At 47.7% G+C, this 21,953-nt stretch carries 27 protein-coding genes and 2 tRNA genes; 23 read left to right on the top strand and 6 right to left on the bottom strand.

What is annotated here, in order from left to right; translation table 11 throughout:
- The 6 genes from COV06_00220 (at nt 1) to COV06_00245 (ending at nt 4,984) form a co-directional block, all read left to right on the top strand.
- Nucleotides 1–1,407 carry an Asp-tRNA(Asn)/Glu-tRNA(Gln) amidotransferase GatCAB subunit A gene (locus COV06_00220; protein PIR47817.1) on the top strand — a complete coding sequence of 469 codons (1,407 nt, stop codon included), beginning with the start codon at nt 1–3 and terminating at the stop codon, nt 1,405–1,407.
- Nucleotides 1,408–1,839, top strand: a complete 432-nt coding sequence (locus COV06_00225) for a hypothetical protein (protein PIR47818.1) — start codon at nt 1,408–1,410, stop codon at nt 1,837–1,839.
- 35 nt (nt 1,840–1,874) lie between these two features.
- Complete coding sequence (gene lgt, locus COV06_00230) at nt 1,875–2,633, top strand: prolipoprotein diacylglyceryl transferase (GenBank protein PIR47819.1); 759 nt, start codon at nt 1,875–1,877, stop codon at nt 2,631–2,633.
- Nucleotides 2,634–2,719: 86 nt separating this feature from the next.
- A complete protein-coding gene (locus tag COV06_00235; protein ID PIR47820.1) occupies nt 2,720–3,469 on the top strand; it encodes a disulfide bond formation protein DsbA in 750 nt (249 codons plus the stop codon).
- Nucleotides 3,470–3,553: 84 nt separating this feature from the next.
- A tRNA-Ser gene (locus COV06_00240) sits at nt 3,554–3,641 on the top strand.
- Nucleotides 3,642–4,027: 386 nt separating this feature from the next.
- Nucleotides 4,028–4,984, top strand: coding sequence for a hypothetical protein (locus COV06_00245; GenBank protein PIR47821.1), 957 nt, complete (start codon nt 4,028–4,030; stop codon nt 4,982–4,984).
- A gap of 180 nt (nt 4,985–5,164) precedes the next feature.
- On the opposite strand, the gene COV06_00250 is transcribed toward COV06_00245, so the two are convergent.
- On the bottom strand, nt 5,165–5,428 hold the full coding sequence (locus COV06_00250) for a hypothetical protein (GenBank protein ID PIR47822.1): 264 nt from the start codon (nt 5,426–5,428) through the stop codon (nt 5,165–5,167).
- 486 nt (nt 5,429–5,914) lie between these two features.
- Between COV06_00250 and COV06_00255 the strand changes: the two genes are divergently transcribed.
- The 11 genes from COV06_00255 to COV06_00305 all read left to right on the top strand — a co-directional run bounded on the left by COV06_00255 (nt 5,915) and on the right by COV06_00305 (nt 14,139).
- Nucleotides 5,915–6,589 (top strand): DNA-binding response regulator, encoded by a 675-nt coding sequence (locus COV06_00255; protein ID PIR47823.1) that lies wholly within the window; start codon nt 5,915–5,917, stop codon nt 6,587–6,589.
- Nucleotides 6,492–7,577 carry a hypothetical protein gene (locus tag COV06_00260; protein PIR47824.1) on the top strand — a complete coding sequence of 362 codons (1,086 nt, stop codon included), beginning with the start codon at nt 6,492–6,494 and terminating at the stop codon, nt 7,575–7,577. Before COV06_00255 ends, COV06_00260 begins: the two co-directional genes overlap by 98 nt.
- A 168-nt stretch (nt 7,578–7,745) precedes the next feature.
- The gene (locus COV06_00265; GenBank protein PIR47825.1) at nt 7,746–8,252 is read left to right on the top strand and encodes a hypothetical protein; all 507 of its coding nucleotides are present in this window, start codon (nt 7,746–7,748) and stop codon (nt 8,250–8,252) included.
- A gap of 130 nt (nt 8,253–8,382) precedes the next feature.
- Nucleotides 8,383–8,823: a hypothetical protein gene (locus tag COV06_00270; protein PIR47826.1), complete on the top strand. Its 441-nt coding sequence runs from the start codon at nt 8,383–8,385 to the stop codon at nt 8,821–8,823.
- 95 nt (nt 8,824–8,918) lie between these two features.
- Complete coding sequence (locus COV06_00275) at nt 8,919–9,119, top strand: hypothetical protein (protein ID PIR47827.1); 201 nt, start codon at nt 8,919–8,921, stop codon at nt 9,117–9,119.
- Nucleotides 9,116–9,427 (top strand): hypothetical protein, encoded by a 312-nt coding sequence (locus COV06_00280; GenBank protein PIR47828.1) that lies wholly within the window; start codon nt 9,116–9,118, stop codon nt 9,425–9,427. The genes COV06_00275 and COV06_00280 overlap by 4 nt, the downstream gene beginning before the upstream one ends.
- 51 nt (nt 9,428–9,478) lie before the next feature.
- The gene (locus tag COV06_00285; GenBank protein ID PIR47829.1) at nt 9,479–11,314 is read left to right on the top strand and encodes a DNA primase; all 1,836 of its coding nucleotides are present in this window, start codon (nt 9,479–9,481) and stop codon (nt 11,312–11,314) included.
- Between the two features lie 14 nt (nt 11,315–11,328).
- Nucleotides 11,329–12,654: an RNA polymerase sigma factor RpoD gene (locus tag COV06_00290; GenBank protein PIR47830.1), complete on the top strand. Its 1,326-nt coding sequence runs from the start codon at nt 11,329–11,331 to the stop codon at nt 12,652–12,654.
- Between the two features lie 486 nt (nt 12,655–13,140).
- Nucleotides 13,141–13,386, top strand: a complete 246-nt coding sequence (locus COV06_00295; GenBank protein PIR47831.1) for an endonuclease — start codon at nt 13,141–13,143, stop codon at nt 13,384–13,386.
- A tRNA-Asn gene (locus COV06_00300) sits at nt 13,377–13,451 on the top strand. Before COV06_00295 ends, COV06_00300 begins: the two co-directional genes overlap by 10 nt.
- Nucleotides 13,452–13,548: 97 nt before the next feature.
- Complete coding sequence (locus COV06_00305; protein ID PIR47832.1) at nt 13,549–14,139, top strand: hypothetical protein; 591 nt, start codon at nt 13,549–13,551, stop codon at nt 14,137–14,139.
- 28 nt (nt 14,140–14,167) lie between these two features.
- On the opposite strand, the gene COV06_00310 is transcribed toward COV06_00305, so the two are convergent.
- Both COV06_00310 and COV06_00315 read right to left on the bottom strand, forming a co-directional pair.
- Complete coding sequence (locus COV06_00310; GenBank protein ID PIR47833.1) at nt 14,168–14,680, bottom strand: hypothetical protein; 513 nt, start codon at nt 14,678–14,680, stop codon at nt 14,168–14,170.
- Between the two features lie 245 nt (nt 14,681–14,925).
- Nucleotides 14,926–15,345 carry a hypothetical protein gene (locus COV06_00315; protein ID PIR47834.1) on the bottom strand — a complete coding sequence of 140 codons (420 nt, stop codon included), beginning with the start codon at nt 15,343–15,345 and terminating at the stop codon, nt 14,926–14,928.
- Nucleotides 15,346–15,432: 87 nt separating this feature from the next.
- Between COV06_00315 and COV06_00320 the strand changes: the two genes are divergently transcribed.
- From COV06_00320 to COV06_00335, 4 genes are all read left to right on the top strand, one after another.
- Nucleotides 15,433–15,654, top strand: coding sequence for a hypothetical protein (locus COV06_00320; protein ID PIR47835.1), 222 nt, complete (start codon nt 15,433–15,435; stop codon nt 15,652–15,654).
- 41 nt (nt 15,655–15,695) lie between these two features.
- Nucleotides 15,696–15,917 (top strand): hypothetical protein, encoded by a 222-nt coding sequence (locus COV06_00325; GenBank protein PIR47836.1) that lies wholly within the window; start codon nt 15,696–15,698, stop codon nt 15,915–15,917.
- A 156-nt stretch (nt 15,918–16,073) separates the two neighbouring features.
- The gene (locus COV06_00330; GenBank protein ID PIR47837.1) at nt 16,074–16,496 is read left to right on the top strand and encodes a hypothetical protein; all 423 of its coding nucleotides are present in this window, start codon (nt 16,074–16,076) and stop codon (nt 16,494–16,496) included.
- Nucleotides 16,497–17,076: 580 nt separating this feature from the next.
- Entirely contained in the window at nt 17,077–18,609 is a 1,533-nt protein-coding gene (locus tag COV06_00335) for a hypothetical protein (GenBank protein PIR47838.1), read from the top strand.
- On the opposite strand, the gene COV06_00340 is transcribed toward COV06_00335, so the two are convergent.
- Nucleotides 18,599–18,940, bottom strand: a complete 342-nt coding sequence (locus COV06_00340; protein ID PIR47839.1) for a hypothetical protein — start codon at nt 18,938–18,940, stop codon at nt 18,599–18,601. The genes COV06_00335 and COV06_00340 overlap by 11 nt on opposite strands.
- A gap of 295 nt (nt 18,941–19,235) precedes the next feature.
- On the opposite strand from COV06_00340, the gene COV06_00345 reads away from it, so the two are divergent.
- Nucleotides 19,236–19,934: a hypothetical protein gene (locus COV06_00345; protein ID PIR47840.1), complete on the top strand. Its 699-nt coding sequence runs from the start codon at nt 19,236–19,238 to the stop codon at nt 19,932–19,934.
- 208 nt (nt 19,935–20,142) lie between these two features.
- On the opposite strand, the gene COV06_00350 is transcribed toward COV06_00345, so the two are convergent.
- Complete coding sequence (locus COV06_00350; GenBank protein PIR47841.1) at nt 20,143–20,595, bottom strand: hypothetical protein; 453 nt, start codon at nt 20,593–20,595, stop codon at nt 20,143–20,145.
- Nucleotides 20,596–20,934: 339 nt separating this feature from the next.
- On the opposite strand from COV06_00350, the gene rpmG reads away from it, so the two are divergent.
- Nucleotides 20,935–21,090: a 50S ribosomal protein L33 gene (gene rpmG / locus COV06_00355; protein ID PIR47842.1), complete on the top strand. Its 156-nt coding sequence runs from the start codon at nt 20,935–20,937 to the stop codon at nt 21,088–21,090.
- Nucleotides 21,091–21,126: 36 nt separating this feature from the next.
- Here the strand turns inward: rpmG and COV06_00360 are convergent, their stop codons facing one another.
- Nucleotides 21,127–21,759 carry a TIGR00730 family Rossman fold protein gene (locus tag COV06_00360; GenBank protein PIR48094.1) on the bottom strand — a complete coding sequence of 211 codons (633 nt, stop codon included), beginning with the start codon at nt 21,757–21,759 and terminating at the stop codon, nt 21,127–21,129.
- Nucleotides 21,760–21,953: the final 194 nt, after the last annotated feature.

A 21,953-nucleotide genomic window follows, 5' to 3' on the forward strand; every position in this document is an offset into this window, starting at 1 on the left:
ATGACCATTGCAGAATTGAGATTAAACATGGAGCAGGGGACCATGACGGCGCGACAGGTGGTAGACAGCTATTTGGAGCGTATTGAGGCGCAGGATCACAACGTTGGTGCGTTTTTAGAAGTGTTTGGTGCGGATGCACGGTTGCAAGCGGATGAGATTGACGCACGTCGTGCACGCGGGGAGTCGCTAGGGTCCCTTGCAGGGATTCCGATTGCCGTTAAGGACAATATTCTTATGCAGGGCAAAACGGCCACAGGAGGATCTGCTATTTTGGAATCCTACACAGCGGCCTATGACGCAACGGCGATTGCACGGCTCAAGGCCGCGGATGCCATTTTGATGGGGCGTACCAATTGTGATGAGTTTGGGTGCGGATCGTCTACGGAATCAAGTGCGTATGGAGTGACTAAGAATCCGATTGACCTTACGCGTATCGCAGGTGGTTCCTCCGGTGGGTCAGCTGCTGCTGTTAAGGCCGAGTTTGTGCCAGCGGCTCTTGGAAGCGAGACAGGTGGGTCTACACGACAACCGGCGGCAATGTGCGGTGTGGTCGGGTTTAAGCCAACGTATGGGTACATCTCTCGCTATGGGTTGATGGCCTATGCCTCGAGTCTTGATCATATTGGAACGTTTGCAAACAACGTGGAGGATGTTGCGGAGGTTATGCGCGTAATTGCCGGTAAGGATGATAAGGACGCTACGACCGTGGAGGGAGAGATTGCCTTTCCGGAGTTTTCTGATGGCGTCAAGGGTAAACGTATTGGCGTTCCAAAGCAGTTTTTTGATGAAAATTTAGATCCGGCGCTTGTAAAACGTGTGCGAGAGGCGATTGCGGTGTTTGAGGAGGGTGGGGCGACGATTGTGGAGCTCAACCTTCCAATTTTGGAGTACGCACTTGCCATGTATTACATCATTGCCACAGCAGAGTTATCCAGCAATCTCAATCGATACGATGGATTGCAATATGGATCTGTGGTTGCGGGAGAGACAATCGAGGAGCAAGTCGCCACAACACGTACGGCGGGATTTGGAACAGAGGTTAAACGTCGCATTCTGCTTGGAACGTATGTGCTCTCAGCGGGTCATGTGGACGCCTATTACAAAAAAGCCATTGCGGCACGGCAGACGCTGTGTGACGCGATGGACAATGCCTGGGAGGAGGTAGATGTGATTATGGGGCCAACGAGTCCGGTGGTTGCCTGGCCGCTAGGGGAGAAGATGGACGACCCGGTGACCATGTACCTGGCGGACATTTACACAGTTGTCGCCAATTTGGCGGGCATCCCTGGATTATCTGTCCCCTGCGGTAACGTGGATGATCTGCCGGTTGGATTGCAGATCATGGGTCCTAGAAACGCAGACGCCACCGTGTTGGACATGGGCTATTGGTATCAAAACAACGTCTAAATGCTTCTTATCGCCGCAATCGTATTGCTTGCCATGATCCTCATTGTTATTGGGGTGGCGATTGGGTTTCAGTCACATCTGCAAGGCATGGATGATCAATTGCGATTAGATGCGGTGGATTGCGAGGCGGTCAAAAAGAAACTGCACGAGGTGGATCGTATGCTTGCGAGTGATCAATTACGATTTGCGGTGATTGAGGCAGATAAGCTTTTGCATTTTGTGGTGAAAGAAATGTTGTACGAGGGACAGCCAATTGAGGATCATTTGGAAAGCGTGCGGGAGTATGAAACGCGTTTTGAAGGGATTCCCGAGGCCTCGAGTTTTGCGCAACGACTGCAGGAGCAACCCTCGACCCCGATTGATGCACAAACGGCCGGACGCACCGTGGAAACCTATCATCGAGCTCTCAAACGACTGGGTGTGTTGAATTGATACGTGACGATCCGATTAAGACAGTAAGAAACACTATGATTCCATATTTTACACAAACTGTGATTCACCTGGGTCCGCTCCCAATCCAAGTTTGGGGCACCATGGTTGCACTGGGTATTGCTGTGGGACTTTGGGTGTCGGGAAAGCGCGCCGAGAAGCTCGGGCTTAACAAAAAAATTGTCTACGATCTTGGAACCTATGCCGTAATTGCTGCCATGGTGGGCGCGCGTGTAGTGCATTCGTTTGTGTATGAGATTGGGGCGACGCTGCAGGATCCGTTGGAATTTTTCCGTGTGTGGCATGGAGGGTTTTCTGTCATGGGTGGATTTATTGGCGCCTGTTTAATGAGTTACTGGTATTTGCGTAAGCATCATGTGGACGTGTGGCGCTATGCAGATGCCACGATTTTTGGCCTGCCTATTGGGTTAGGAATTGGGCGTATTGGATGCTTTTTGATCCATGACCATCCCGGGACGGCGTCGGATTTTATTCTTGCTGTGCAATATCCCGACGGCGTGGCGCGGCACGATCACGGTCTGTATCTCTCGTTGAATGGATTTGCGATGGCGCTCGTGTTTTGGTGGATGAGTCGACGCAGGCTACCGGTGGGCGCGTACTTGGCCGTGTTTGGGGTCTGGTATGGAGCAGTGCGATTTTGGCTGGATTTTTATCGGACTATCGACACACGCTATTTTGGTCTCACGCCAGCGCAATATGTGTCCGTTGCCATGTTTGGACTTGGACTGTGGGGGATCTGGAAATGTGTGCAATCAACGCGTAAAAAAAGTGGATAACTTTGAGAATTGCGCGTCTCCCATGTCTTGAGTCAACGGCGTGCGCGTGATAAGATACACCCGTAACTGAATAAATAAACATCCCTATGGAAGAAAACACCCCACGAGAACAAGGATTTCTGGATGGTCCTCCAAAAACCATGTTCGCATTTGGTATCGCTTGCGGTATCGCTGTCTCGGCATTTATCTTTGTTCTCGCCGGAGGCACGGGCGGAGCGGGGTTGCTCGCAGCATCTGGAAGCGGACGTGCTGCAGACGCCGCACCTCTTGTAGCACAGCCAACCAATAACGGAGCCGCGCCTGCAGGTGCACCTGTTCCTGATATTACCAAGGACGATTACGTTCGCGGTGATTTGAGCAAGGCGAAGGTCGTGATGATTGAGTACTCGGACTACGAGTGTCCATTCTGCAGCCGTCACCACCCAACGCTCAAAGCGATGATGGATGAGTTTGGCGACGATGTTGCATGGGTCTACCGACAGTTCCCACTCACAAGTATTCACCAACAAGCGATGCCTGCGGCGACGGCAGCGTTGTGTGCGGGGGATCTTGGTGGAAACGAGGCGTTTTGGGATATGACCGATGCGTTATTTGAGAATCAGTCCACGCTTGGACAGGCTACATACGAGAAGTTGGCAGCCGACATTGGCCTTAATGCTAAGAAGTTTTCCACGTGTCTTGTGTCGGGAGAGTTTAACGATCGCATTAACAACGAACAAAGCGGGGGAGCGGCGTCTGGCGTAACCGGAACACCGGGAACGTTTATCAACGGACAGCTCATTCCAGGAGCGGTTCCAGAAGATCAGATCCGATCCATTATTCAAGGATTGCTTTAAGAGTTCTAAAAACCCTGCGTTTAGGCGCAGGGTTTTGGTTTTATGGACAAGAGCGTGGAAATACGCTATAGTCGCCACGCATTTGGAGAGGTCGCATAGTGGCCTAGTGCGCCATCTTGGAAAGGTGGTATACCGCAAGGTATCGGGGGTTCGAATCCCCCCCTCTCCGCCAACCAAAAGAACGAGCTTGCCTCGTTTTTTTGGTTGGTGAGGGGTAAGAGCGTATGCCCTGCGGCATGCGCGACGGGTTCAGACGGTCAAAGACAATCGCCGCTTGTTGACGGACATATTGGCTAACGTTCAAAACTTGTAAGAATAAACGGAACAAAGTGAAGTGAGTGAACCTCATAGTCCTTGTTGTACGATGTATATTTTTTTCTTTTTTCTGCGATAGCAAAACTGCTTTTCAATAATAAATGCAAATTGGATTTGTTTTGGCGAGCACACGAGGAGAACTAAAGAGGTGAATTGTGCGAGTCAAAACTCCTTATAAAGAACGGATGGTGAAAAGCTTGATTGGTTTGGTTCTTTGTGTTTATATTGCATCTAATCTGCAATATGAAGATTGATTTAACATATCACCCTGATTATGCTGAATTGACGAGTGGTTTTAAAGCTCTTCGAGAGATTTTTTCTGATCACTATCGGGTTGATTCCGGTTTAGTTATTCCTACAAATGGTGCAACAGGAGCATTGGACGCCGTGTTTTCGTGTACATTGGCTCATGCTGATGGAAAACCAACTGATGCATTGGTTTCTTCCATGGAATATTTCGATGCTGTGAGGATGTTGAAGTTATATGGTTTTGGATTGAGATCCGTTCCTTCTGATGGCATAAATTACCCGACTGATAAAGTTGTCGAAGCGTTAAGAAGAAATGCACCGAGTTTATTTTATTTATCTGTGCCCAATAATCCTTCAGGCCGAGTATTATCTGAGGCTGATTTAGGCCAAATATTGGAGGCTGTGTCAGATAAAACCAGAGTTCTTATAGATATCACTTTAATTGGTACCCCTTCTCACTGTTTACCGAGAGAACTATTAAATAAACATGATGATAGAATAGATATAGTTGTTGTTGATTCTTTGTCAAAAAAGCGAGGACTGGTAAGAGATCGTGGCTGGGCTATTGTAGCTCTGAGAAAAAGTACTGCTGATCGAATACATCCATTTGCTCATGCCACAAACCTACATGGTATGCAAACAGCAATAGCTCGCATGAATGATGTGACCGCTGAAAGCGAGACGCATGAAAAAATTAGAACATCGCAAAAAATTTTAGATGCCTGGAGCAATGATTTTGCAGTTTATCATCCATCTAATTCCAATTTTGCTTGTATAGAGCTTCTGACAACAACAGGTTCTGACTGCAAGCAACGATTAGAGCAAAGAGGTATTAAATTGCGGGCAGGGGCAGATCTTTATATTGATGATAAATATATTAGGATCGATATGGAACAGCCGAAAGTTCTGCAAGATTTTTTGTCTGCTTTAGATAATATTTTGGTTCAGTAGTTTTCCCCTCTATCAAAAAAGAAAATGCAATTTGCATTTTATTGTAAAACAAAGGACTTTGCCCGTAAAAGGAAAAGTATACTTCATTTACCGTGTGCGAGTATACGATGTTTGCGTAGCAAATATTGGTGAAGCGTAGCGGAACTGCATACACGCAATTGTGTGATGGCGCGGAAATTTTTATCCATTTTTTTCGTATTTTATTTTTACTACCAACTGAGCAAGTGTCACTAAAAAATTAAACCCATCCCCAAGTAGCACCGGGAGGCTATTTATCATATAACCATAAATTGCCCAAAGGCCGGTAGCAAAAAAATAGATAACAATCATGAAGAACGAAACATCCTTTACGCTTTTTGTTGTAATGGACTTGATAAATTGAGGAACCATGTGAATGGCTCCAAGCAGCGCTGCCGAGAATCCTACTATTTCTATTGTTGACATAGTTTTACATTCTTGAAACCAAGAACCAAAAATTAAAATTAATTTGGCGATATTTTGCTACCGCAAAATTAAAAAACTTTTCATTACATCGCACAACGTGCCGCGGCACGTTAGCCAACGAGCAAAGCGATGTTGGCTAACATTCCAACATATACAATATCTAAACAGGGTAAAATGTACACGAAGTGCTTACCACTGGCAAACATGGGTGGAGGCATGCGGAGGTACGGAGCAAGCCGTAACCGCATACGCAGTGTTAGTTGATGTATTCCTTTTCTTTTGTTCCGCCATCGGTATCGCAACCGTGGCAATCGATGCGAACAACTGTTTCTGACATCTCTTCCTCCTTCGATCCCACTATTTTGGGGGATTCAGAGCTTGTTTGGCGTGCTAATTTTTTCAAGAATATAGCCTTTTGTCAATGCATGAGCTTTGTGACCGGAGCTTCATTGTTTCTTCATCAATTCTCCGCTACACTCACACGGTATGAAACTCTTAGTGGTGGAAGACGAACCAAAACTCAATAAAGGCCTAGTAACGGGTCTGCAGGCGCGGGGATATACCGTAGAATCGGCGATGGACGGCGTGGAGGGCGAGCAACTCGCGCGTGTGGAGGGGTATGATCTTATTGTGTTAGACGTCATGCTGCCCGGTCGCGATGGGTTAGAGGTGTGCAGAAATCTCCGCGGGTACGGCATCCAAACGCCTATTTTATTCCTTACGGCACGTGACACAGTACCAGATAAGGTGGCGGGATTGGATTTGGGAGGAGACGACTACTTAGCAAAACCTTTTGCGTTTGAAGAGTTACTGGCGCGTGTTCGCACCTTGCTACGTCGACCCAAGCAAGCCACACAGGACGTGCTTGTGTTGGAAGATTTACAGGTCGACACACGATCACAAAAAGTGCGCATTAAAGACAAGGAGATCGACCTTACGCTGCGCGAGTACGGTGTGTTGGAATATCTCCTGCGTAATAAGGGGTTGGTGGTCACGCGTGAAGACATTTTGTCGCATGTGTGGGATCGTTTCTTCGATTCATTTAGTAACGTGGTAGACGTCCATGTTAAAAACCTTCGCAAAAAATTACCAAAAGCGTATGCAAAACGGATTGAAACCGTTTGGGGAAAGGGGTATCGGATTGCTGAGCCCGCTGTTTAGCCGCGCGCGGTTTGCGCTCACGGCGGTCTACGTCCTTATTTTGGCGGTGATTCTGTTGATCTCCGGTGGGCTGAGCCGGTCTATTTTTTCTGGTCGCCTGCAACAGCGGTTTGCCATAGAGGGAGAACAAGTAGAAGTGGTTGTGCAACGTCGCCTACCACCTACGCCTAATTACCGGATGATTCAATCGGATTTTCAGGACACGATTGTGCTGGTCAACGGCATTTTACTGTTGTTAGCGGGCTTGTTGAGTTACGGGTTAGCAGGGATCACACTCCGACCAATCCAAGAGGCATATGACAAACAAAAACAGTTTGTGAGTGATGCGTCGCATGAGCTGCGTACACCGCTGGCGATTCTCAAGGTTGAGTTGGAGAATCAACGAACACAAAAGCACTCGACGGATGTATACGCTGTTATTGACAGCCACTTGGAGGAGGTGGATCGCATGACACGCCTTGTGGATGATCTTCTCCGACTTTCAAAGATGCAAGAGATGGATACAGAATCGCTCAAACAGGAAGAGGTTGCGCTTGCACCGTTGCTCGCTAAGGCTGTATCGCGCCTTTTGCCACTTGCGCGCGAAAAATCCATCCAGCTAGCGTTTGATGAGGGCGCCGATACGTCGCTCGTTGTGTTGGGAGACGAGGCGGGACTCATGCAGGTGTTCACAAATATTATCAAAAATGCGATTGCCTATAATGCAAACGAGGGAAGTGTGACGGTGCGACTCGTGCAAGAGAAACAATCCTGCGTGGTAGAAGTGTGTGACACGGGATTGGGAATGAACAAGCGAGAGGTAGCGCATGTGTTTGATCGATTTTATCGAACTGAGAAGAGTCGATCGCGTAAAACGGGCGGAAGCGGCCTTGGGATGGCTATTGCACGTGGAACGATTTTAGCTCATGGCGGGCGGATAGAAGTACAAAGTAAACCTCAAATAGGAACCACGGTTCGCGTGTCTCTACCTATCCACAGGACTTCATAATTTCTTCATGGGAGATTGGATAGAGTTGTAAGTGAGGAATACGTCGACAGTGTGCAGAACACGGACGGTGCACGGATTGGTTTTTGCGGAGAACGTACGCTCTGCTTCTCACCCTGCTTGTGCACACCTCTGCAGATGACATGTCACCCTAATTCTTGATCATCGATTATGAAGCAAAAAAATGCGTTATTTATGGCAGCGGCGTTGGTGGCAGTCATGGGTATGGGCACCATTGGTGTCGCATCTACGTTCGCTGCTGCGCCTCTGGATTCGGCAAATCGGTTTGCCGGACTTCAAGAGGCAATCGCACAACGGTTTCACGTAGATGTAGCCGACGTGCAGCAAGTGTTCCAAGAACAGCATGCCAGGATGCAAGATGAGATGCGCGCACAGTCGCAGGAACGTCTAGATGCGCTTGTCGCAGATGGCAAACTCACACAGGAGCAAGTTGACGCGCTGCAGGCAAAACATCAGGAGATGGAAGCACTCCAAAAGAGTCTTAAAGATGCAACGCCGCAAGAGAGAAAGGATGCTATAGAGAGTCACCGAGAAGATATGAAGGCCTTTGCCGATGAGCTTGGTCTTCCAAACATTCCGTTAGAGGGAATGCGAGCCCGTGAAGGACGCGGCGGTATGGGACGTCCGCATCAATTCAAGGCTCCGATCAACAACTAATCAATCATTTATGTATCGCACACAAGAGCCACGAGGTTCTTGTGTGTTTGTTTTTCGTGCACAGGTTTGTCTTTACCGGACACGTTGAAGTTGATAGCATGAGCTTATAGAAATATTGTAATGAGAGTCTATGCATATTCGATTCCAAAATGGGCTTACATTACTCGAAATTTTTCTCGTTGTTGTAGCAATAGGCATTATAGTTGGAATTGTGATTCTGGCCATTAACCCGGAAAAACAATTAAGTGATACACGAAATACTCAACGCCGCACCGATGTGAGCACGATTGCTAACGCAGTGTATCAGTATTCCCTTGAACACGAAGGTTCATTGCCAAAAAACATTACAACTACAGCAACAGAGATTTGTGCAAAAGGCCGAGATTGTACGGATTTGATAGATTTAAGTGCGTTGACTTTACGAGAGGAATATCTAATCTCTATACCTGAGGAGCCGCAGAAGACGAATCCTAATGGAGCGGGATATATGATGAGTAAGATTGATACTGGGAGAATCACCGTCGAAGCACAATTTACAGAGCAGGATGCAGTGATCAGTGTCACGCGATAGCCTGTACGTCTCTTGAGTCATCGCCTTCGCAAGAGGGGATACAAAAACAAGAAAAACGATCCGAGTTTTACAGGCAAGCTGAGGACTCGGTCAATTTGCTTTGTTCGGTATCGGAGGACGTAGCACAGATTGTTCCGACAGCGCTCGCAGCAATAGAGAAGACGGCTGATAGGATTGACCGAGAGATTTTACCTAAGTCGGTTATTGAGGAAACAAAACAGGCGATGCAGGCCTGCGGGACCATCCAAGATCGTGAGGAGCTGGCACGGGCGCCTATGTTTTTAATCGTCTCATGACCTACGGGCGGAGCGGACCAGAAATTCATCTACATGCATCTCAAGGTAAAACCGTAGAGAATAAGCTTTCTCTCTATCGGGATGAGATGCGAAAGCTTGCTCAAATTGTTGATAAAGACCCGGAGGTACGGATCGTTTCGGCGACCTCTGCATTAGTAGCAGAACATCCTGGGCTCTTTGTCCGCGCAGGGTTTACGTTGGAAGATGTTTTGAAGGAAATACGAACTGCCTATTTTGACGATCAGACACGAGCCATAAAACGCGCCGTGATTGATCGAAAAACGTTATTAGATAAATGGCTACAATAATAATCGCATGCAGAAGCGTTTCTTTTTTGTTTGGTGTGATAAGATAGGGGCATGGAACCCAAAGAAGAAATTCGAGAACGGTTGGACGTGGTGGACGTGGTAGGGGAGTATCTCACGCTCAAAGGCGCCGGACAGGGCAGTTTTAAGGCGTGCTGCCCGTTCCATGGAGAAAAGACCCCGTCGTTTTATGTGAATCGTCAAAAGCAAATTTGGCATTGTTTTGGGTGTGACAAAGGAGGCGACAGTTTTGCGTTTATTATGGAAATGGAGGGCGTGGAATTTCCTGAGGCGTTGCGCATCTTGGCACAAAAAGCGGGTGTAGAACTGCCGGTGTATGAGCGTAAAGACGCAGACAAGACCACACGGTTGCAATCTATTAACCTCTTTGCACAAAGAGTGTTTCAAAAATATTTGACGTCTGAGAGTGGGGAAGAGACACGAGCGTATTTGCAGAATCGAGGAATTAATACGGGGTTAGTGGAAAAATTTGGATTGGGATATGCTCCAAAAAGTTGGGATGCATTAGTGTCGCTTGCCGGGCAAAAAGATATTGGTGTGGATGAGTTGATCGACGCGGGCGTGGCGTTGCGGTCTAAGGGCGGGACGGGGAATGTGATTGATCGATTTAGAAATCGTCTCATGATTCCCTTACGTGATCATCACGGTAACACGGTCGGATTTACGGGGCGCGTGTTGGATCTTGCGGACTCGCCCAAGTACATGAACTCGCCACAGACGCCGATTTATGACAAAAGCGCCCTGATGTTTGGATTGGATGTTGCAAAGACGGCAATTAAGGTGGAACGGGCGGTCGTGATTGTAGAAGGCAACCTGGACGTGGTTGCTTCGCACAAAGCGGGGGTGGAGAACGTGGTTGCAAGTTCTGGTACAGCGCTCACGGAACGACATATTGGATTGCTCAAACGCTATACAACGACGCTTATTTTTTCCTTTGACGCAGACGCGGCAGGATTTGAGGCAGCACGACGGGGGATGCGTCTGGCGAGCTCACTTGGGTGTGACGTGCGTGTGGCTATGATCCCGGAGGGCATGGGCAAGGATCCGGATGATTTGGTGCAAAAAGATCCCGCCCAATGGCAGCAGGTGGTGCAGAACCATATCGACAAGATGCAATTTTTGTTTCAACGACTCGTGGCCAATATCGATCTTCACTCTGTGCAGGCTAAAAAGGACGCAGGAAAAGCGTTCTTGCCAGAGATTGCTGCAATTGCCGATCGAATTGAACGGGAACATTGGATGAAGCGATTTGCAGAAACAGTAGATGTTCCGCTTGCCACAGTACGGGAAATGGTTGCCTCGCAAAGTCAAAAAAAAGTAGAAACAGGTGCCGTGCGCACAATCAGTATTCCTGTAAGTAAACCTGCTTCACGTCATCGTGAGCAAGCCTACCCTGTGATAGAGGGCGTGGCTGCAACCAGTATCTCAGATAAAACCATGGAACTCCTGTTTTCCTTGGCATTAGCGGACCGAGAGAGCCTCAAACAGCTTGTAGAAGGCCTTTCGGAGGACACGTTGAGCCTTTCCCCTTATAAGGCTCTTTACGTGCAGCTCGTTTTAGTCTATACTACGGGCAATCTGTCGCCTGAGAAATCACTCTTTGAAGTGATCCGTGCACGATTGGCTACGCAAGAACCCGACCTGATTCCCTTTGTGGACAGGATTGCCCTTGCCTACGACCACTACGTTGGAACGGAATCCTCCTCACAAAGCGACATGGCAACCTTGCAAGACCTGATCTCCCAGGTAAAAGACCGCTCAAAACGTGAACAACGAGCCTCTGTTTTGGCAGAGCTCAAGCGTGCCGAGCACGCACAAGATCCTGCGCAGATTCAAGAATTAACGCGCCGGTATCAATCTTTGTTGTAATTGACTCCCCCCACATGCCCGCAAAGAAACCACCAGCCAAGGCTGGCAAACCTGTGGTACGCCCTAAAAAGGCTGCTACGGCAAAATCGACGGCAAAAAAGCCTGTCAAAAAACCTGTTGTAAAGAAGACCGTTGCTAGAAGGGTCACTTCGGCTGCCAAAAAACCGGTTGCAAAAAAATCCGCTTCTAAAGCGTCTCCCAAGACAATAGTGCGAAAAGCTCCTGTTAAGCGCGAGCGCTATGTGCGATCAGAACCTCCTCTCCCGGAGAAACTTTTGCATTTGCTTAAAAAAGGTCAGACACGTGGTTTTATTACGGAGACAGAGATTCTCTACACCTTCCCAGACGTTGAGGATTACGTGGAAATGTACGAAAACTTTTTAGATGAAATGGACACATGGGGATTGACCCTTGTGGAGGTGAAGGAGGGATTGTTGGGAAAGACGTCCGCACACTCAGACGCCATGGAGAAATTGCGCGTCAACGTGGACAAAAAACAACCAAGTTACGCCGAGCTCACACAAGACAATATTCAAATGTACTTGCGCGAGATCGGGAAAATTCCGTTACTCACGGCTGAGGAAGAGGTAGCGCTGGCAAAACGTAAGGAGCGCAACGACAAAGAGGCAGAGCGACGATTGATTGAGGCAAACTTGCGTTTGGTGGTGAGTATCGCGAAGAAATTCGCAGGCAAGAGTCTAACGTTGTTGGACCTCATTCAAGAGGGGAATATTGGATTGTTCCGTGCGGTGAAAAAGTTTGAATATCGTAAGGGGTACAAGTTCTCCACGTACGCCACGTGGTGGATTCGACAAGCCATTACGCGTGCGCTTGCGGACCAGTCACGAACCATCCGTATTCCGGTGCACATGGTGGAGACCATTAACCGGTTCCAGCAGATTTCTCGTCGACTTTTGCAGGATTTGGGACGTGATCCCTTGCCGGAGGAGCTGGCTGCCGAGATGGATCAACCGTTGGACAAGGTGCGTCACATCATGAAGATCTCGCAGGAGACGGTTTCCTTGGAAACGTCCGTGGGAGATGATGATGAGGATTCCACGTTGGAAGACTTTATTGAAGATAAAAAGAATATTTCGCCTCAAAAGGCTGCAGCACGGGAGATGTTGCGCATGTATGTGGCCGAGGCCATGGCGGGTCTGACACCACGCGAGCACAAGATTTTGGAGATGCGATTTGGACTGGGCGATGGCGTGAGTCACACGTTGGAGGAGGTGGGAAAAGAGTTCGACGTGACGCGTGAGCGTATTCGTCAGATTGAGGCAAAGGCGCTGGATAAAATCCAATCGCAGCAGATTATTGAACGGTTGCGAGACTACTAAAGACAAAGACCGCCCGGTTAAGGGTGGTCTTTGGTTTTGAGCCTCCACCTGGTTATTTGGCGTAGGGAAGTCGGATAGTGTCTAAAAGACGGTGATGTGCGTCGGACCGGCGAGCGAGAAGTGTCACGTTTAAGACTCTACCCAGTCGGCAAATACGGCACAACACCTATCGCGGAGCTCACTTGCGGATACCACGGTATCACGCGGCTCTAAGCTCTACGCCACAATGTCCAAATAATGACAAATGGAGGCACTGGGAGTATACCTGAGGCTGGCCTGGACTGTCATATTTGGCGGGTTTGTGGGGTGTGAGAGAGACTTGTCGAACAAATCCAAACATGTTATAGTCTCGCTGTTCCAACAACATTCCGAGCTCGCTTCCGCCAATGTTCCTTTTGGGCGGACAGGCAGTGGTAGAGCAGTTTCAGCCGTAGGCTGACCCGCCTATCAAGTTTTATTCAGTGGCGGGGACTGTACGGATACCGTATGTACACTGTGTATGTTTTGCGAAGTCTTACATCCGGGAAACGATATATTGGTTATACGGCAAAGGCTGTTCAAGAAAGACTCTTGGACCACCATAGCGGTACGAATCAATGGACAAGGGCTCACAGACCCTTTGAAATAATTCATTGCGAAACGTACCAGGACAAGAAATTCGCCATACAACGTGAACGCTTTTTAAAAAGTGGAAGCGGAAGGCGGTGGTTGGACGACAACATTCCGAGGTAGCTCAGTGGTAGAGCAGTTGACTGTTAATCAATTGGTCGTGGGTTCGAGCCCCACCCTCGGAGCCAACAAAAAGCCTCAGTTTTACTGAGGTTTTTTGTTTGACGCAACTGGGCTTCAGAACCCGTATGTGATAAAATATTCACGAACCTTTTAATTACTACTATGTCTGAACACCCTGAAAGAGCTCCTGACATTGTTCGGGAACAAAGTAAGAAGGAACGGTACGAACTCACTTCGGCCAACGGTGAAGTTATCGGATCTGTGGAAGCAGAATATGGGACTATATTGGGTGATGATATCGATTTGACTTATAATGCCCACGCTTTTGACGATCCATCAAATATTGTGAGGTTGCAGCGCCTGACAGTTGAGTCCGCTGATGGAGACAAGGTGGATATTTTTGACCTCCTTAAAGCTGATACGAGCAAGGTTTTAATAATCAATGACTATAAATATGTCGAATGTTCTCACGAGGGAGTTGTGTATATAGTCAAGCCGAGCTCATTATTGCGACTATTGACAACTCTTCATGAACTTGGTCATTTGGAGCAAATAGTTGATGAGAAAACCGCTTCCGCAATAGAGATGCGAAAACTAAATGCGACGCAAGTAGGGTTGGTGGAGAAGAACGAGTTAGCTGATGTATTCCTTTTCTTTTTTGGGCTATCGCCCAATTGTTTTAAAAAATTTTCAAATTTCTTTTCGCAGCACATCCCGATAAAAAGAAGAGCCGCCCACCAGATGAGCCAGTAGGCGGCTCGTGGTGGACGGCTAGGTTGGATTAGTCGTCATCCTCGTTGTATGTGTTGCTCACCGGCATCAACATGAAGCTCTCGAGCCGCGAGAGCTCTTCGTAGGAAGCCTCATCGGTGGGCCACTCCGGATCTTCCTTGCCGGTACGCAGCCACCGGCTGAGAGTGTGTTCAAGATGGTACAGCATCATGCGCTCACCATCGCCCTTGCAGTTGTACAGGTACCACCGCCAGCCGGTGCTAAAGACGGACAGAAGCTCCTGCATCTCCAGCAGCCAGTTCATCAGCCGGGTGATGGCCAGGTGGCGCGAAGCGATGTTGTCGTCCAGATCCTGCGCGAGCGACTCGACGATGAAATCCGGGGCGTTGCCCTCGCCGGTGATCGTGGGGGTGAAGTCCCACGTGCCCTCGGCGAGCTCGCGCCTCGGGTTGAGAGGCGTGAGCCGAACGTAGAGATGACTCTCACCTTCCACCAGACCGGCGAAGGCGCTCTTGTCGGGATTGCCGAGCGTGATGACTCGACCACTTTCGATGGCGCTCATTTACACCTCCATGAGGAGACGTGAGTGTTCGGCTGTACCCGCCGTGGGTTGCGTTCCGTAAAAGGAAACGACGCTAAAATATAGTCCATTTTATAAAAGTAGTCAATAGAAGCTCGCCAAAAAAGGCATTTTTTGCGAATTTATGTACACTTGACGCACGGCGGCGGCGCGACGAAAAGAAATTAAGAGCCGCCCACCAGATGAGCCGGTAGACGACTCGTGGTGGGCGGTACAGATGGAGTGCTTCACTCCGCGAGTTCGACACTCCGAACCATGAAGGGACGGGATCCGGTGTAATGCTGTTCTGCGAGACTCGCCACCTGGCACAGCACGTTGACCCTCGTACCCTCCTGGAGCATCGCACTGGAGGGATCGCTGCCCAGATGCTTCTCGAACCGCGGAGGGTAGATCGGAGCAGGATCTCGCCAGTAAGTGAGTGCTGCCAGCGAGTCTGGATGATGCGGATGGTGTCGTCTGATGACCGCCTTGACGGTCTCCAGATCGAGCTCGACGATGATCGTGTATGTCTCCGGAATGGGTTCGAAGATCTGGAAGCCGAAGACCGAGAACCCGGATCTTGCCGGATATGTCTTCACACCGATGATCTTCCCAGGGATGGTGACCTTCGAGCCGCTGGCCTGAGGCGCGAATCTTGGGGTCTGCATACGACCTCCTGTTCTGAATGTCACGGCTGTCCCTGCCGTAGGGGTCGAAAGCGACATTAAAATATACTCTATTCAGAAAAAAAGTCAATGGTCGCCCAATATCTCGGACATATGTATAATGAAAGAAATTTGAAAATTTTTCAAAACAAGTCCCGCCGATGGCGGAACAAAAGAAAAGGAATACATCAGCTAACACTGGCTATGCGGTTCCGTTTCACTACACCCATATTTGCTTTCACTTCGCTACAGCAAACATCGCATAGCCAGAAACGTTTTCAGAAGTTTCAAGACTTCAACGTCGTTACGTGAATATAAGTGAAAGAAACGCCGTTGCACGCTCACTGCAGTGGATGAGGGAGCTGAAGCGACACAATATTAATTGCATGCAACCATTAGCAATCGATGATGATATTCGCATGCTGCTTGAGGGAGCCATACAGGAGCTTGGCGACGAAGAGTTGGTCGCAGAAGCAAAAAGGATTTTAGAAAGCGATAGCATTACTTTTCAGGAATTCTCCCATTTCGCATTAAGGGTACATCGTGCCGATCAGTCTGTCGTTAGTAATCCCTAATACAATCATTGAACAAGTTTATTTAATTGGATGGCTATCAATTCAACTTTATTTCATTCAACAGTTCTGACCCGTTCAGTATTCGGAACCAATGGGACTCGAACTAGCAATGGTTCGAGTTTTGTTTTAGACTATAGAAGAAATTAGCTCTGATTTATGGAAAAACCCGACCGTCTTTATCATGGCAGCACAAAACTTATAGAGGGGTATATCGAGCCAAGAAAAGCACTTGATGAAATGAGTGAAAATAACTCTCAGCTAGCCGTTTATGCCACAGATAGATTTGAGGTTGCCACCGGTATGTCTTTAACGGGGGATAATTGGTCATTCGCTGATTTTGATGAACCAGACTTCAAGGTGCTTTTTGCGGAGGAACCGCCTGAATCAGATCAGATGAGATATGTTTATGAATTGTCTTCAGAAACATTTGAGCGCGATCCTGAGAATAAATCTCAATGGATCTCATTTGAAAAAGTGAAAATTTTGGAGATGCACAAATTCAGGACCCAAGATTTAAGTCACCTATGGAGAATGGCAACGAAAGAGGAGGTGGATGCTCATACGCCAAAGAATCGGTAATTGTCATTTTACATACCTTAGTACCGCTGATTCAAAGTCAGACCATCTCACCAATCTGAAACCCGTCCAGTATTCGGAGCCAAGAGAAAACCCGATCGCAAACACGGTCGGTTTTCTTTTTGTTGTGGTAAACTGGGGATGTTGAAATACAAGACTTGACCCTTGGCTTATAATAGGGATTATGAACCAGATCCTTTGTGACGTGCGGGATGGCGCCTCTTACAAAATGAACGAGCGAGTCAATGCCTATTTCAAAGGTGACTGGCTTGAAAAGTATTTGCTTGGTAACGAAGTATGAGGGTTTTTCGAGTTGAGGTTCCAAATCGACCAATCATCAAAATCCGAGACTCGTTACGGCCAAAAGAATACACCATGATGGCAAGTGGATTTGTTGCAAATCAAGCAAAGCGAGATCATGAACAACTTTTTGAGCAAGTAAGGATTGAGGGATTTTCACAAAAGCCAGACCGCCTTACCTCGATCTTTGCTTTTGAAGATCTTGAAACTGCTCGATGGTTTCAACAAAGCGGACGAATGGAATCAGGTGGCGTATTGACCGAACATGAAGTGACGAGGCTGGATGTACTGCACAAGGGTGATATGGACTTGTACAACGCAGCGTGCAACATCATTGGTCAATGGGGGGAGTGGAAAAACAAAGCCATGTTTCAAGGGATGGATGCGGAGGAAGCACAAAAACGTATGGTTCAAGACTACTGGGAAGGCAAGATCCTTCATCCTGAAAAACACACCGTTGAACTGCTCATTCAAGGACGTGTGGAGTTTGTCAGAGCATTATGAAGAAAACAGCGCAAAACATATGAAGGTTCATGAAATGAAACTCACAGAAAAACCCTTCGATGCTATTGTTGCGGGTTCCAAGAAGTACGAACTGCGACTCAACGACGAAAAGCGTCAGCAGGTTCAAGTCGGTGACAAGATAGTCTTTCGGAAGCTACCCGATCTTGAAAAGAAACTGCTTGTAAAAGTCACGTCGCTCAAAAGTTACACAGATTTTGGTGAGATGTTTGATGATTTGAAAAGTGAGTACCCTGATTGGCAAAAGGAAGATTGGATTGAAGGGATGTACAAGTATTATGACCGTGAAGATGAGCAAAAATACGGTGCGTTGGCGATCGGGATTGAGATGCTTCCAACATTCGAGGTGTTTGTAGAAAACGAATCGGATTCTGATCAGAAGAACATCTACAACGAAAAAACGCAGGAGTACATCAAAACTGTAACAGTCTCACGCAAGTATCCCTACGCCTATGGTTTTTTACTGGATACAACCAGCGGAGACGGTGACAACCTTGATTGTTTTGTGATTACAGAACAACCGTTCAAGACAGGTTCCATCGTAGAGGTTGAGCCGATTGGCCTCATGGAACAGATTGATGATGGTGAAGAAGATCATAACATCCTTGCTGTTCCTGTTGGTGAGGTTGCCGCTGTAAATGATGAGGTAAAAGAGAAGCTCACCGATTTCATCGACCATGTGTTCGATCATCTCGACAAGACTGTTGAAGTTGGTCGATTTCTTGGTATTGATGCGGCATTGAGTGAGATTGAGAAAACGCAGGATGAGAAAGGTGTCATTCGATACGATTCAAATTGGCAGGTAGAGTTTGAAAAAGAAAAACAGCTATTACGTGATGTTTTTGGAGATTCAGCAATCGAAATTGAACACATTGGCAGTACGGCTGTCGAAGGATTGGCGGCAAAGCCAATCATTGATCTTGCTGTCATGATCCCTGATCACGCTGATGCAGATAAGTACAGCAACGCACTCGAACAAATTGGATACAAGTTTCATTCAAAAAGCACAGAACGTCACTTTTACCAGAAGAGGAAGCCAACGGCCTTCAACCTGTCAATCGCCTATGCTGATAGAGGTGGATTCTGGCCAAGACAGTTGATGTTTCGAGACTACTTACGATCGCATCCTGATCTACGTGACGAATACGCCGATTTGAAAAAAGATTTGATTGAGAAATACCCAGAAGGTGTTGGTGGGTACTCCGAAGGAAAAACAGAGTCTGTACAAAAAGTTCTTGATCTTGCTGGTTGGAAAGACGGACTCACGTACAACGAATGGAAATCTACGCTGTAAACTGAACCATCATCGGCCCCAACTCTGACCACTTCGCTGTTCTGAATGCGTCCAGTAGCGGGAGCCAAAAGAAAACCCGATCGCGCAAGCGGTCGGTTTTCTTTTTGTTACGGTAAACTGGGGATGTTAGAAGTAAGGACTTGACCCCTATTTTAAAATCATTATCCTGTTCCATCTCCTTTACTTGAGCCGAGTCTTGTTTTATACTAGGAAAGAAATTTGTTCTGAAGCTATGAAAAAATTGAAAGCCAGAGAACCATACAGTACATCTCGTGCTGGATTGATCGAAAAGCCCATCGATATAGGCGAACGCGATATTATTATTGAGCAAAGCTGGGTCTCCTCATCTACGTGCAAGTCTTACATGGAGCTCTAAATTACTTGTTCGGTGGAACGATACGTTTCGTGAACTGTTTGAAAATGCTCTCTCACGAGGCAAGGCACCGGGCGTTGCCTATGGCATCGTCGCAAGAAAGTTTGCTACGGTCATTCATCAGTGCCTCACAACCGGTCAGGCCTTCAATCCAGAGAAAGTCGGACTGGGGACCTCTAACCCTACTTGACGTTATGATAGATGTCTGACCCCAAATGCGCGTTTTTTTGAGTGTGATAAAAAATAAAGAGTTATGAACTTTCGTCAAATAGACAGCTGGTTGAGCCGAGGAGAAGAAACAGGAAAGCAACACCGAGAAAAAAGACGATACGATGCACAGCGGGCTCAGCAATCAAAAGAAGCTTTAGAGGAAATGAGGCATTGGGCGCCGATCAAGTACGAGAAAAATCGGATTGAACGTATCGATGCTAGATCCGAGGAATTTACTTCTAAACCCGAACAAGAATTGGAAAAGCTCACGAGTGAATTATCGAAAGATTTTTTTAATCCCATTCGTAATAAATTATACAATGAGGACGAAATTTACGAATCACTTTCCGAGATCATTATTGATGGACATATCGTTTTGTCATTTTTGGGCGCCGGTTTCAATCGTGCTGCTTTTCTTATCAAGTCACCAGATGGACGAATACTTGTCGCAAAAATACCGATTACAGATAATGGGGTTTCTGACAATCGAACAGAAATTCAATTATATGGGTTGGCTCGTGCGAACGAAGATACCAACGTGCTAGCTCGAACGGAACCCAGTACGGGGGGTCGGTACGTTCTCCAGGAAGCCTGTAAGCCTGTTTCGTGGAGTGAAGTTGATCGGAAACGCAAACAGCTTATTTCAGACGCAGCTACTACTTTAGGATTTGGGGATATTCAAGCAGGAGTGAGCCTTGAAGATGATAATGTCAAAGTTTATGATTTTGCCGGCTGGATTTAGGATACTATCCATGTAACGAAAGTGGATTCCTACTGGAAAGGATGCAAGGTTGCTCAAAAGCGGGTTCGAGCCCCACCCTCGGAGCCAAGAAATCTTCGCTAAATACAGCGGAGATTTTTTGATACCCAGGCGGGATTTCAGATTTTAATTGTAAAATATCAACGCCCCCGAGAAGCTCGGAGGCGTTGACGTGAGAGTGGGGCCGGTTCTACTCCGGCTGGGAGGTGTAGGCCAGGAAAGTGTCGACCATCCGGTCGAACCACTCCAGACCCTTTTTATGGGGAATCTCGACCTCGAGAGAGGTATCGCCCGCGGGCTTGAAGACGGCTCGCCAGGTGCCGAAGGCCTTCTTGGGCGCGTCCGGGCTCACGGCCACGGCCCAGAGATACGGCCCGTCTTGACCGTCGTGCGGGTGGCAGCTCATGCCAACCGCATGGTCCCCGTTGTCCTCGTCCTCGAAGTTGTCCCCGAGGTAGAGGTCGACGTCGATCGACTCGTCGATCGACGAGCCCTCGATGACCAGCATGATGCCCTTGCGTGCGACTCGCCAGACGCGAGCACCGTTCTCGCTGTTGTAGGGGAGCGGGTCGGGAACGTGGATGCCCCGGCTCGCGAGATGCGCCCGAACAAAGTCGAGCGCCGACAATTTGGATGGTTCCATCACTTCCTCCAGCCGGAATGGCTATAGATTTTCTATCATAAAATGCCCACTTTGTCAATACAAGAGGCTTGTAAAAAAGACATTTGTGCGATAGGTTGGCTCAGAACGGGTGTGCCTCACTTTTTTGCAAAAATCGCCGTACATTGACGTAATCCTCAGAAAGTGGCAAAATAGGAATACCTATGAACAAAAAACGCAAAGTTGCCCTTAAAAAGCGACGAAAATCATCTGGAAAGACCATTGTGAGTATGCGATTCCGTGGCTAAGATCGAAGCCCCGTAGTATGGGTTGACGAATACCAGAACCTTTGCTATAGTGCGCCCACAAATACCAGCAGATATGTCCCAAGACAACATGATCAAACTTGAGTGTACGGTGTGTAAAAACATCAATTACCACTCACACAAAAACAAGAAAGTCATTAAAGACCGACTTGAGCTCAGCAAACATTGCAAACAGTGCCGAAAGCACGTCATGCATAAAGAAACAAAATAACTCCCAAACGGGAGTTATTTTTTTTGGAAGGTCGTTTTAGAAGAAGGACCGTCCCTGTGAGCATTTAATGAGTTCAAATGCTTCTTCTGCGGTATCGACGATGGAGACGAGGCTGAGATCCTCTTTATTAATAGCTTCAAATTGACCAAGCATGGTCTCCTCCATCCAGTCAAAGAGCGGTTGCCAATACTCGCGTCCAAGACAGACAATCGGCACGGGTGCCATTTTTTTTGTCTGTACGAGTGTGAGGATTTCAAAAAACTCGTCCATAGTTCCCATTCCACCCGGTCCGTACACGTAAGCCTGACCAGACGCTGTGAGCATGACCTTGCGCGTAAAGAAGTAATAGAATCCGCGACTTTGTGTCACGTACGGGTTGGTACGTTGCTCAGAAGGGAGTTGGATGTTGATTCCAAGTGACGGAGCTCCTGCCTCATAAGCTCCTTTGTTGGCCGCTTCCATAATGCCGGGCCCGCCGCCTGTAATGATGGTAAACCCAGCCTTGCCAAGCATATTGGTGAGGCGTGCCATTTCCTGGTACCAGTGATTTTCCTGTGGAAGACGTGCGGATCCAAAGACGGTTACCTCTCGCGAAAAGTTGGAGAGAAACTGAAACCCTTCCACGAACTCGGACATGATGCGAAAAATACGCCAGGTAATGTCGGACATATTAATCGGATGACTCGGCGTGGACGACTCTGTGTCCGATGGAGAGATGGGAAAACGACAAAACGATTGAAATTCTTGGTCTGGTAGGTTGTTTGTTGGTGGTTTCATACAGATCGATGTTGCATAAAGTATAGCAAAATATTCCCTGTTTGTGTGTAACGTGCGTGTATAAAAAAAAGAACGCCCGAGGACGT

The organism is Candidatus Uhrbacteria bacterium CG10_big_fil_rev_8_21_14_0_10_50_16, assembly GCA_002774875.1.
GTDB lineage: Bacteria > Patescibacteriota > Patescibacteriia > UBA9934 > UBA11717 > UBA11717.

Bases quoted from the DNA above. Each gene is read 5' to 3' on its own strand.
- COV06_00220 (PIR47817.1), top strand. From the start codon at position 1: ATGACCATTGCAGAATTGAGATTAAACATGGAGCAGGGGACCATGACG.
- COV06_00225 (PIR47818.1), top strand. From the start codon at position 1,408: ATGCTTCTTATCGCCGCAATCGTATTGCTTGCCATGATCCTCATTGTT.
- lgt (PIR47819.1), top strand. From the start codon at position 1,875: ATGATTCCATATTTTACACAAACTGTGATTCACCTGGGTCCGCTCCCA.
- COV06_00235 (PIR47820.1), top strand. From the start codon at position 2,720: ATGGAAGAAAACACCCCACGAGAACAAGGATTTCTGGATGGTCCTCCA.
- COV06_00245 (PIR47821.1), top strand. From the start codon at position 4,028: ATGAAGATTGATTTAACATATCACCCTGATTATGCTGAATTGACGAGT.
- COV06_00250 (PIR47822.1), bottom strand. From the start codon at position 5,428: ATGTCAACAATAGAAATAGTAGGATTCTCGGCAGCGCTGCTTGGAGCC.
- COV06_00255 (PIR47823.1), top strand. From the start codon at position 5,915: ATGAAACTCTTAGTGGTGGAAGACGAACCAAAACTCAATAAAGGCCTA.
- COV06_00260 (PIR47824.1), top strand. From the start codon at position 6,492: ATGTTAAAAACCTTCGCAAAAAATTACCAAAAGCGTATGCAAAACGGA.
- COV06_00265 (PIR47825.1), top strand. From the start codon at position 7,746: ATGAAGCAAAAAAATGCGTTATTTATGGCAGCGGCGTTGGTGGCAGTC.
- COV06_00270 (PIR47826.1), top strand. From the start codon at position 8,383: ATGCATATTCGATTCCAAAATGGGCTTACATTACTCGAAATTTTTCTC.
- COV06_00280 (PIR47828.1), top strand. From the start codon at position 9,116: ATGACCTACGGGCGGAGCGGACCAGAAATTCATCTACATGCATCTCAA.
- COV06_00285 (PIR47829.1), top strand. From the start codon at position 9,479: ATGGAACCCAAAGAAGAAATTCGAGAACGGTTGGACGTGGTGGACGTG.
- COV06_00290 (PIR47830.1), top strand. From the start codon at position 11,329: ATGCCCGCAAAGAAACCACCAGCCAAGGCTGGCAAACCTGTGGTACGC.
- COV06_00295 (PIR47831.1), top strand. From the start codon at position 13,141: ATGTACACTGTGTATGTTTTGCGAAGTCTTACATCCGGGAAACGATAT.
- COV06_00305 (PIR47832.1), top strand. From the start codon at position 13,549: ATGTCTGAACACCCTGAAAGAGCTCCTGACATTGTTCGGGAACAAAGT.
- COV06_00310 (PIR47833.1), bottom strand. From the start codon at position 14,680: ATGAGCGCCATCGAAAGTGGTCGAGTCATCACGCTCGGCAATCCCGAC.
- COV06_00315 (PIR47834.1), bottom strand. From the start codon at position 15,345: ATGCAGACCCCAAGATTCGCGCCTCAGGCCAGCGGCTCGAAGGTCACC.
- COV06_00320 (PIR47835.1), top strand. From the start codon at position 15,433: ATGGTCGCCCAATATCTCGGACATATGTATAATGAAAGAAATTTGAAA.
- COV06_00325 (PIR47836.1), top strand. From the start codon at position 15,696: ATGAGGGAGCTGAAGCGACACAATATTAATTGCATGCAACCATTAGCA.
- COV06_00330 (PIR47837.1), top strand. From the start codon at position 16,074: ATGGAAAAACCCGACCGTCTTTATCATGGCAGCACAAAACTTATAGAG.
- COV06_00335 (PIR47838.1), top strand. From the start codon at position 17,077: ATGTACTGCACAAGGGTGATATGGACTTGTACAACGCAGCGTGCAACA.
- COV06_00345 (PIR47840.1), top strand. From the start codon at position 19,236: ATGAACTTTCGTCAAATAGACAGCTGGTTGAGCCGAGGAGAAGAAACA.
- COV06_00350 (PIR47841.1), bottom strand. From the start codon at position 20,595: ATGGAACCATCCAAATTGTCGGCGCTCGACTTTGTTCGGGCGCATCTC.
- rpmG (PIR47842.1), top strand. From the start codon at position 20,935: ATGTCCCAAGACAACATGATCAAACTTGAGTGTACGGTGTGTAAAAAC.
- COV06_00360 (PIR48094.1), bottom strand. From the start codon at position 21,759: ATGTCCGACATTACCTGGCGTATTTTTCGCATCATGTCCGAGTTCGTG.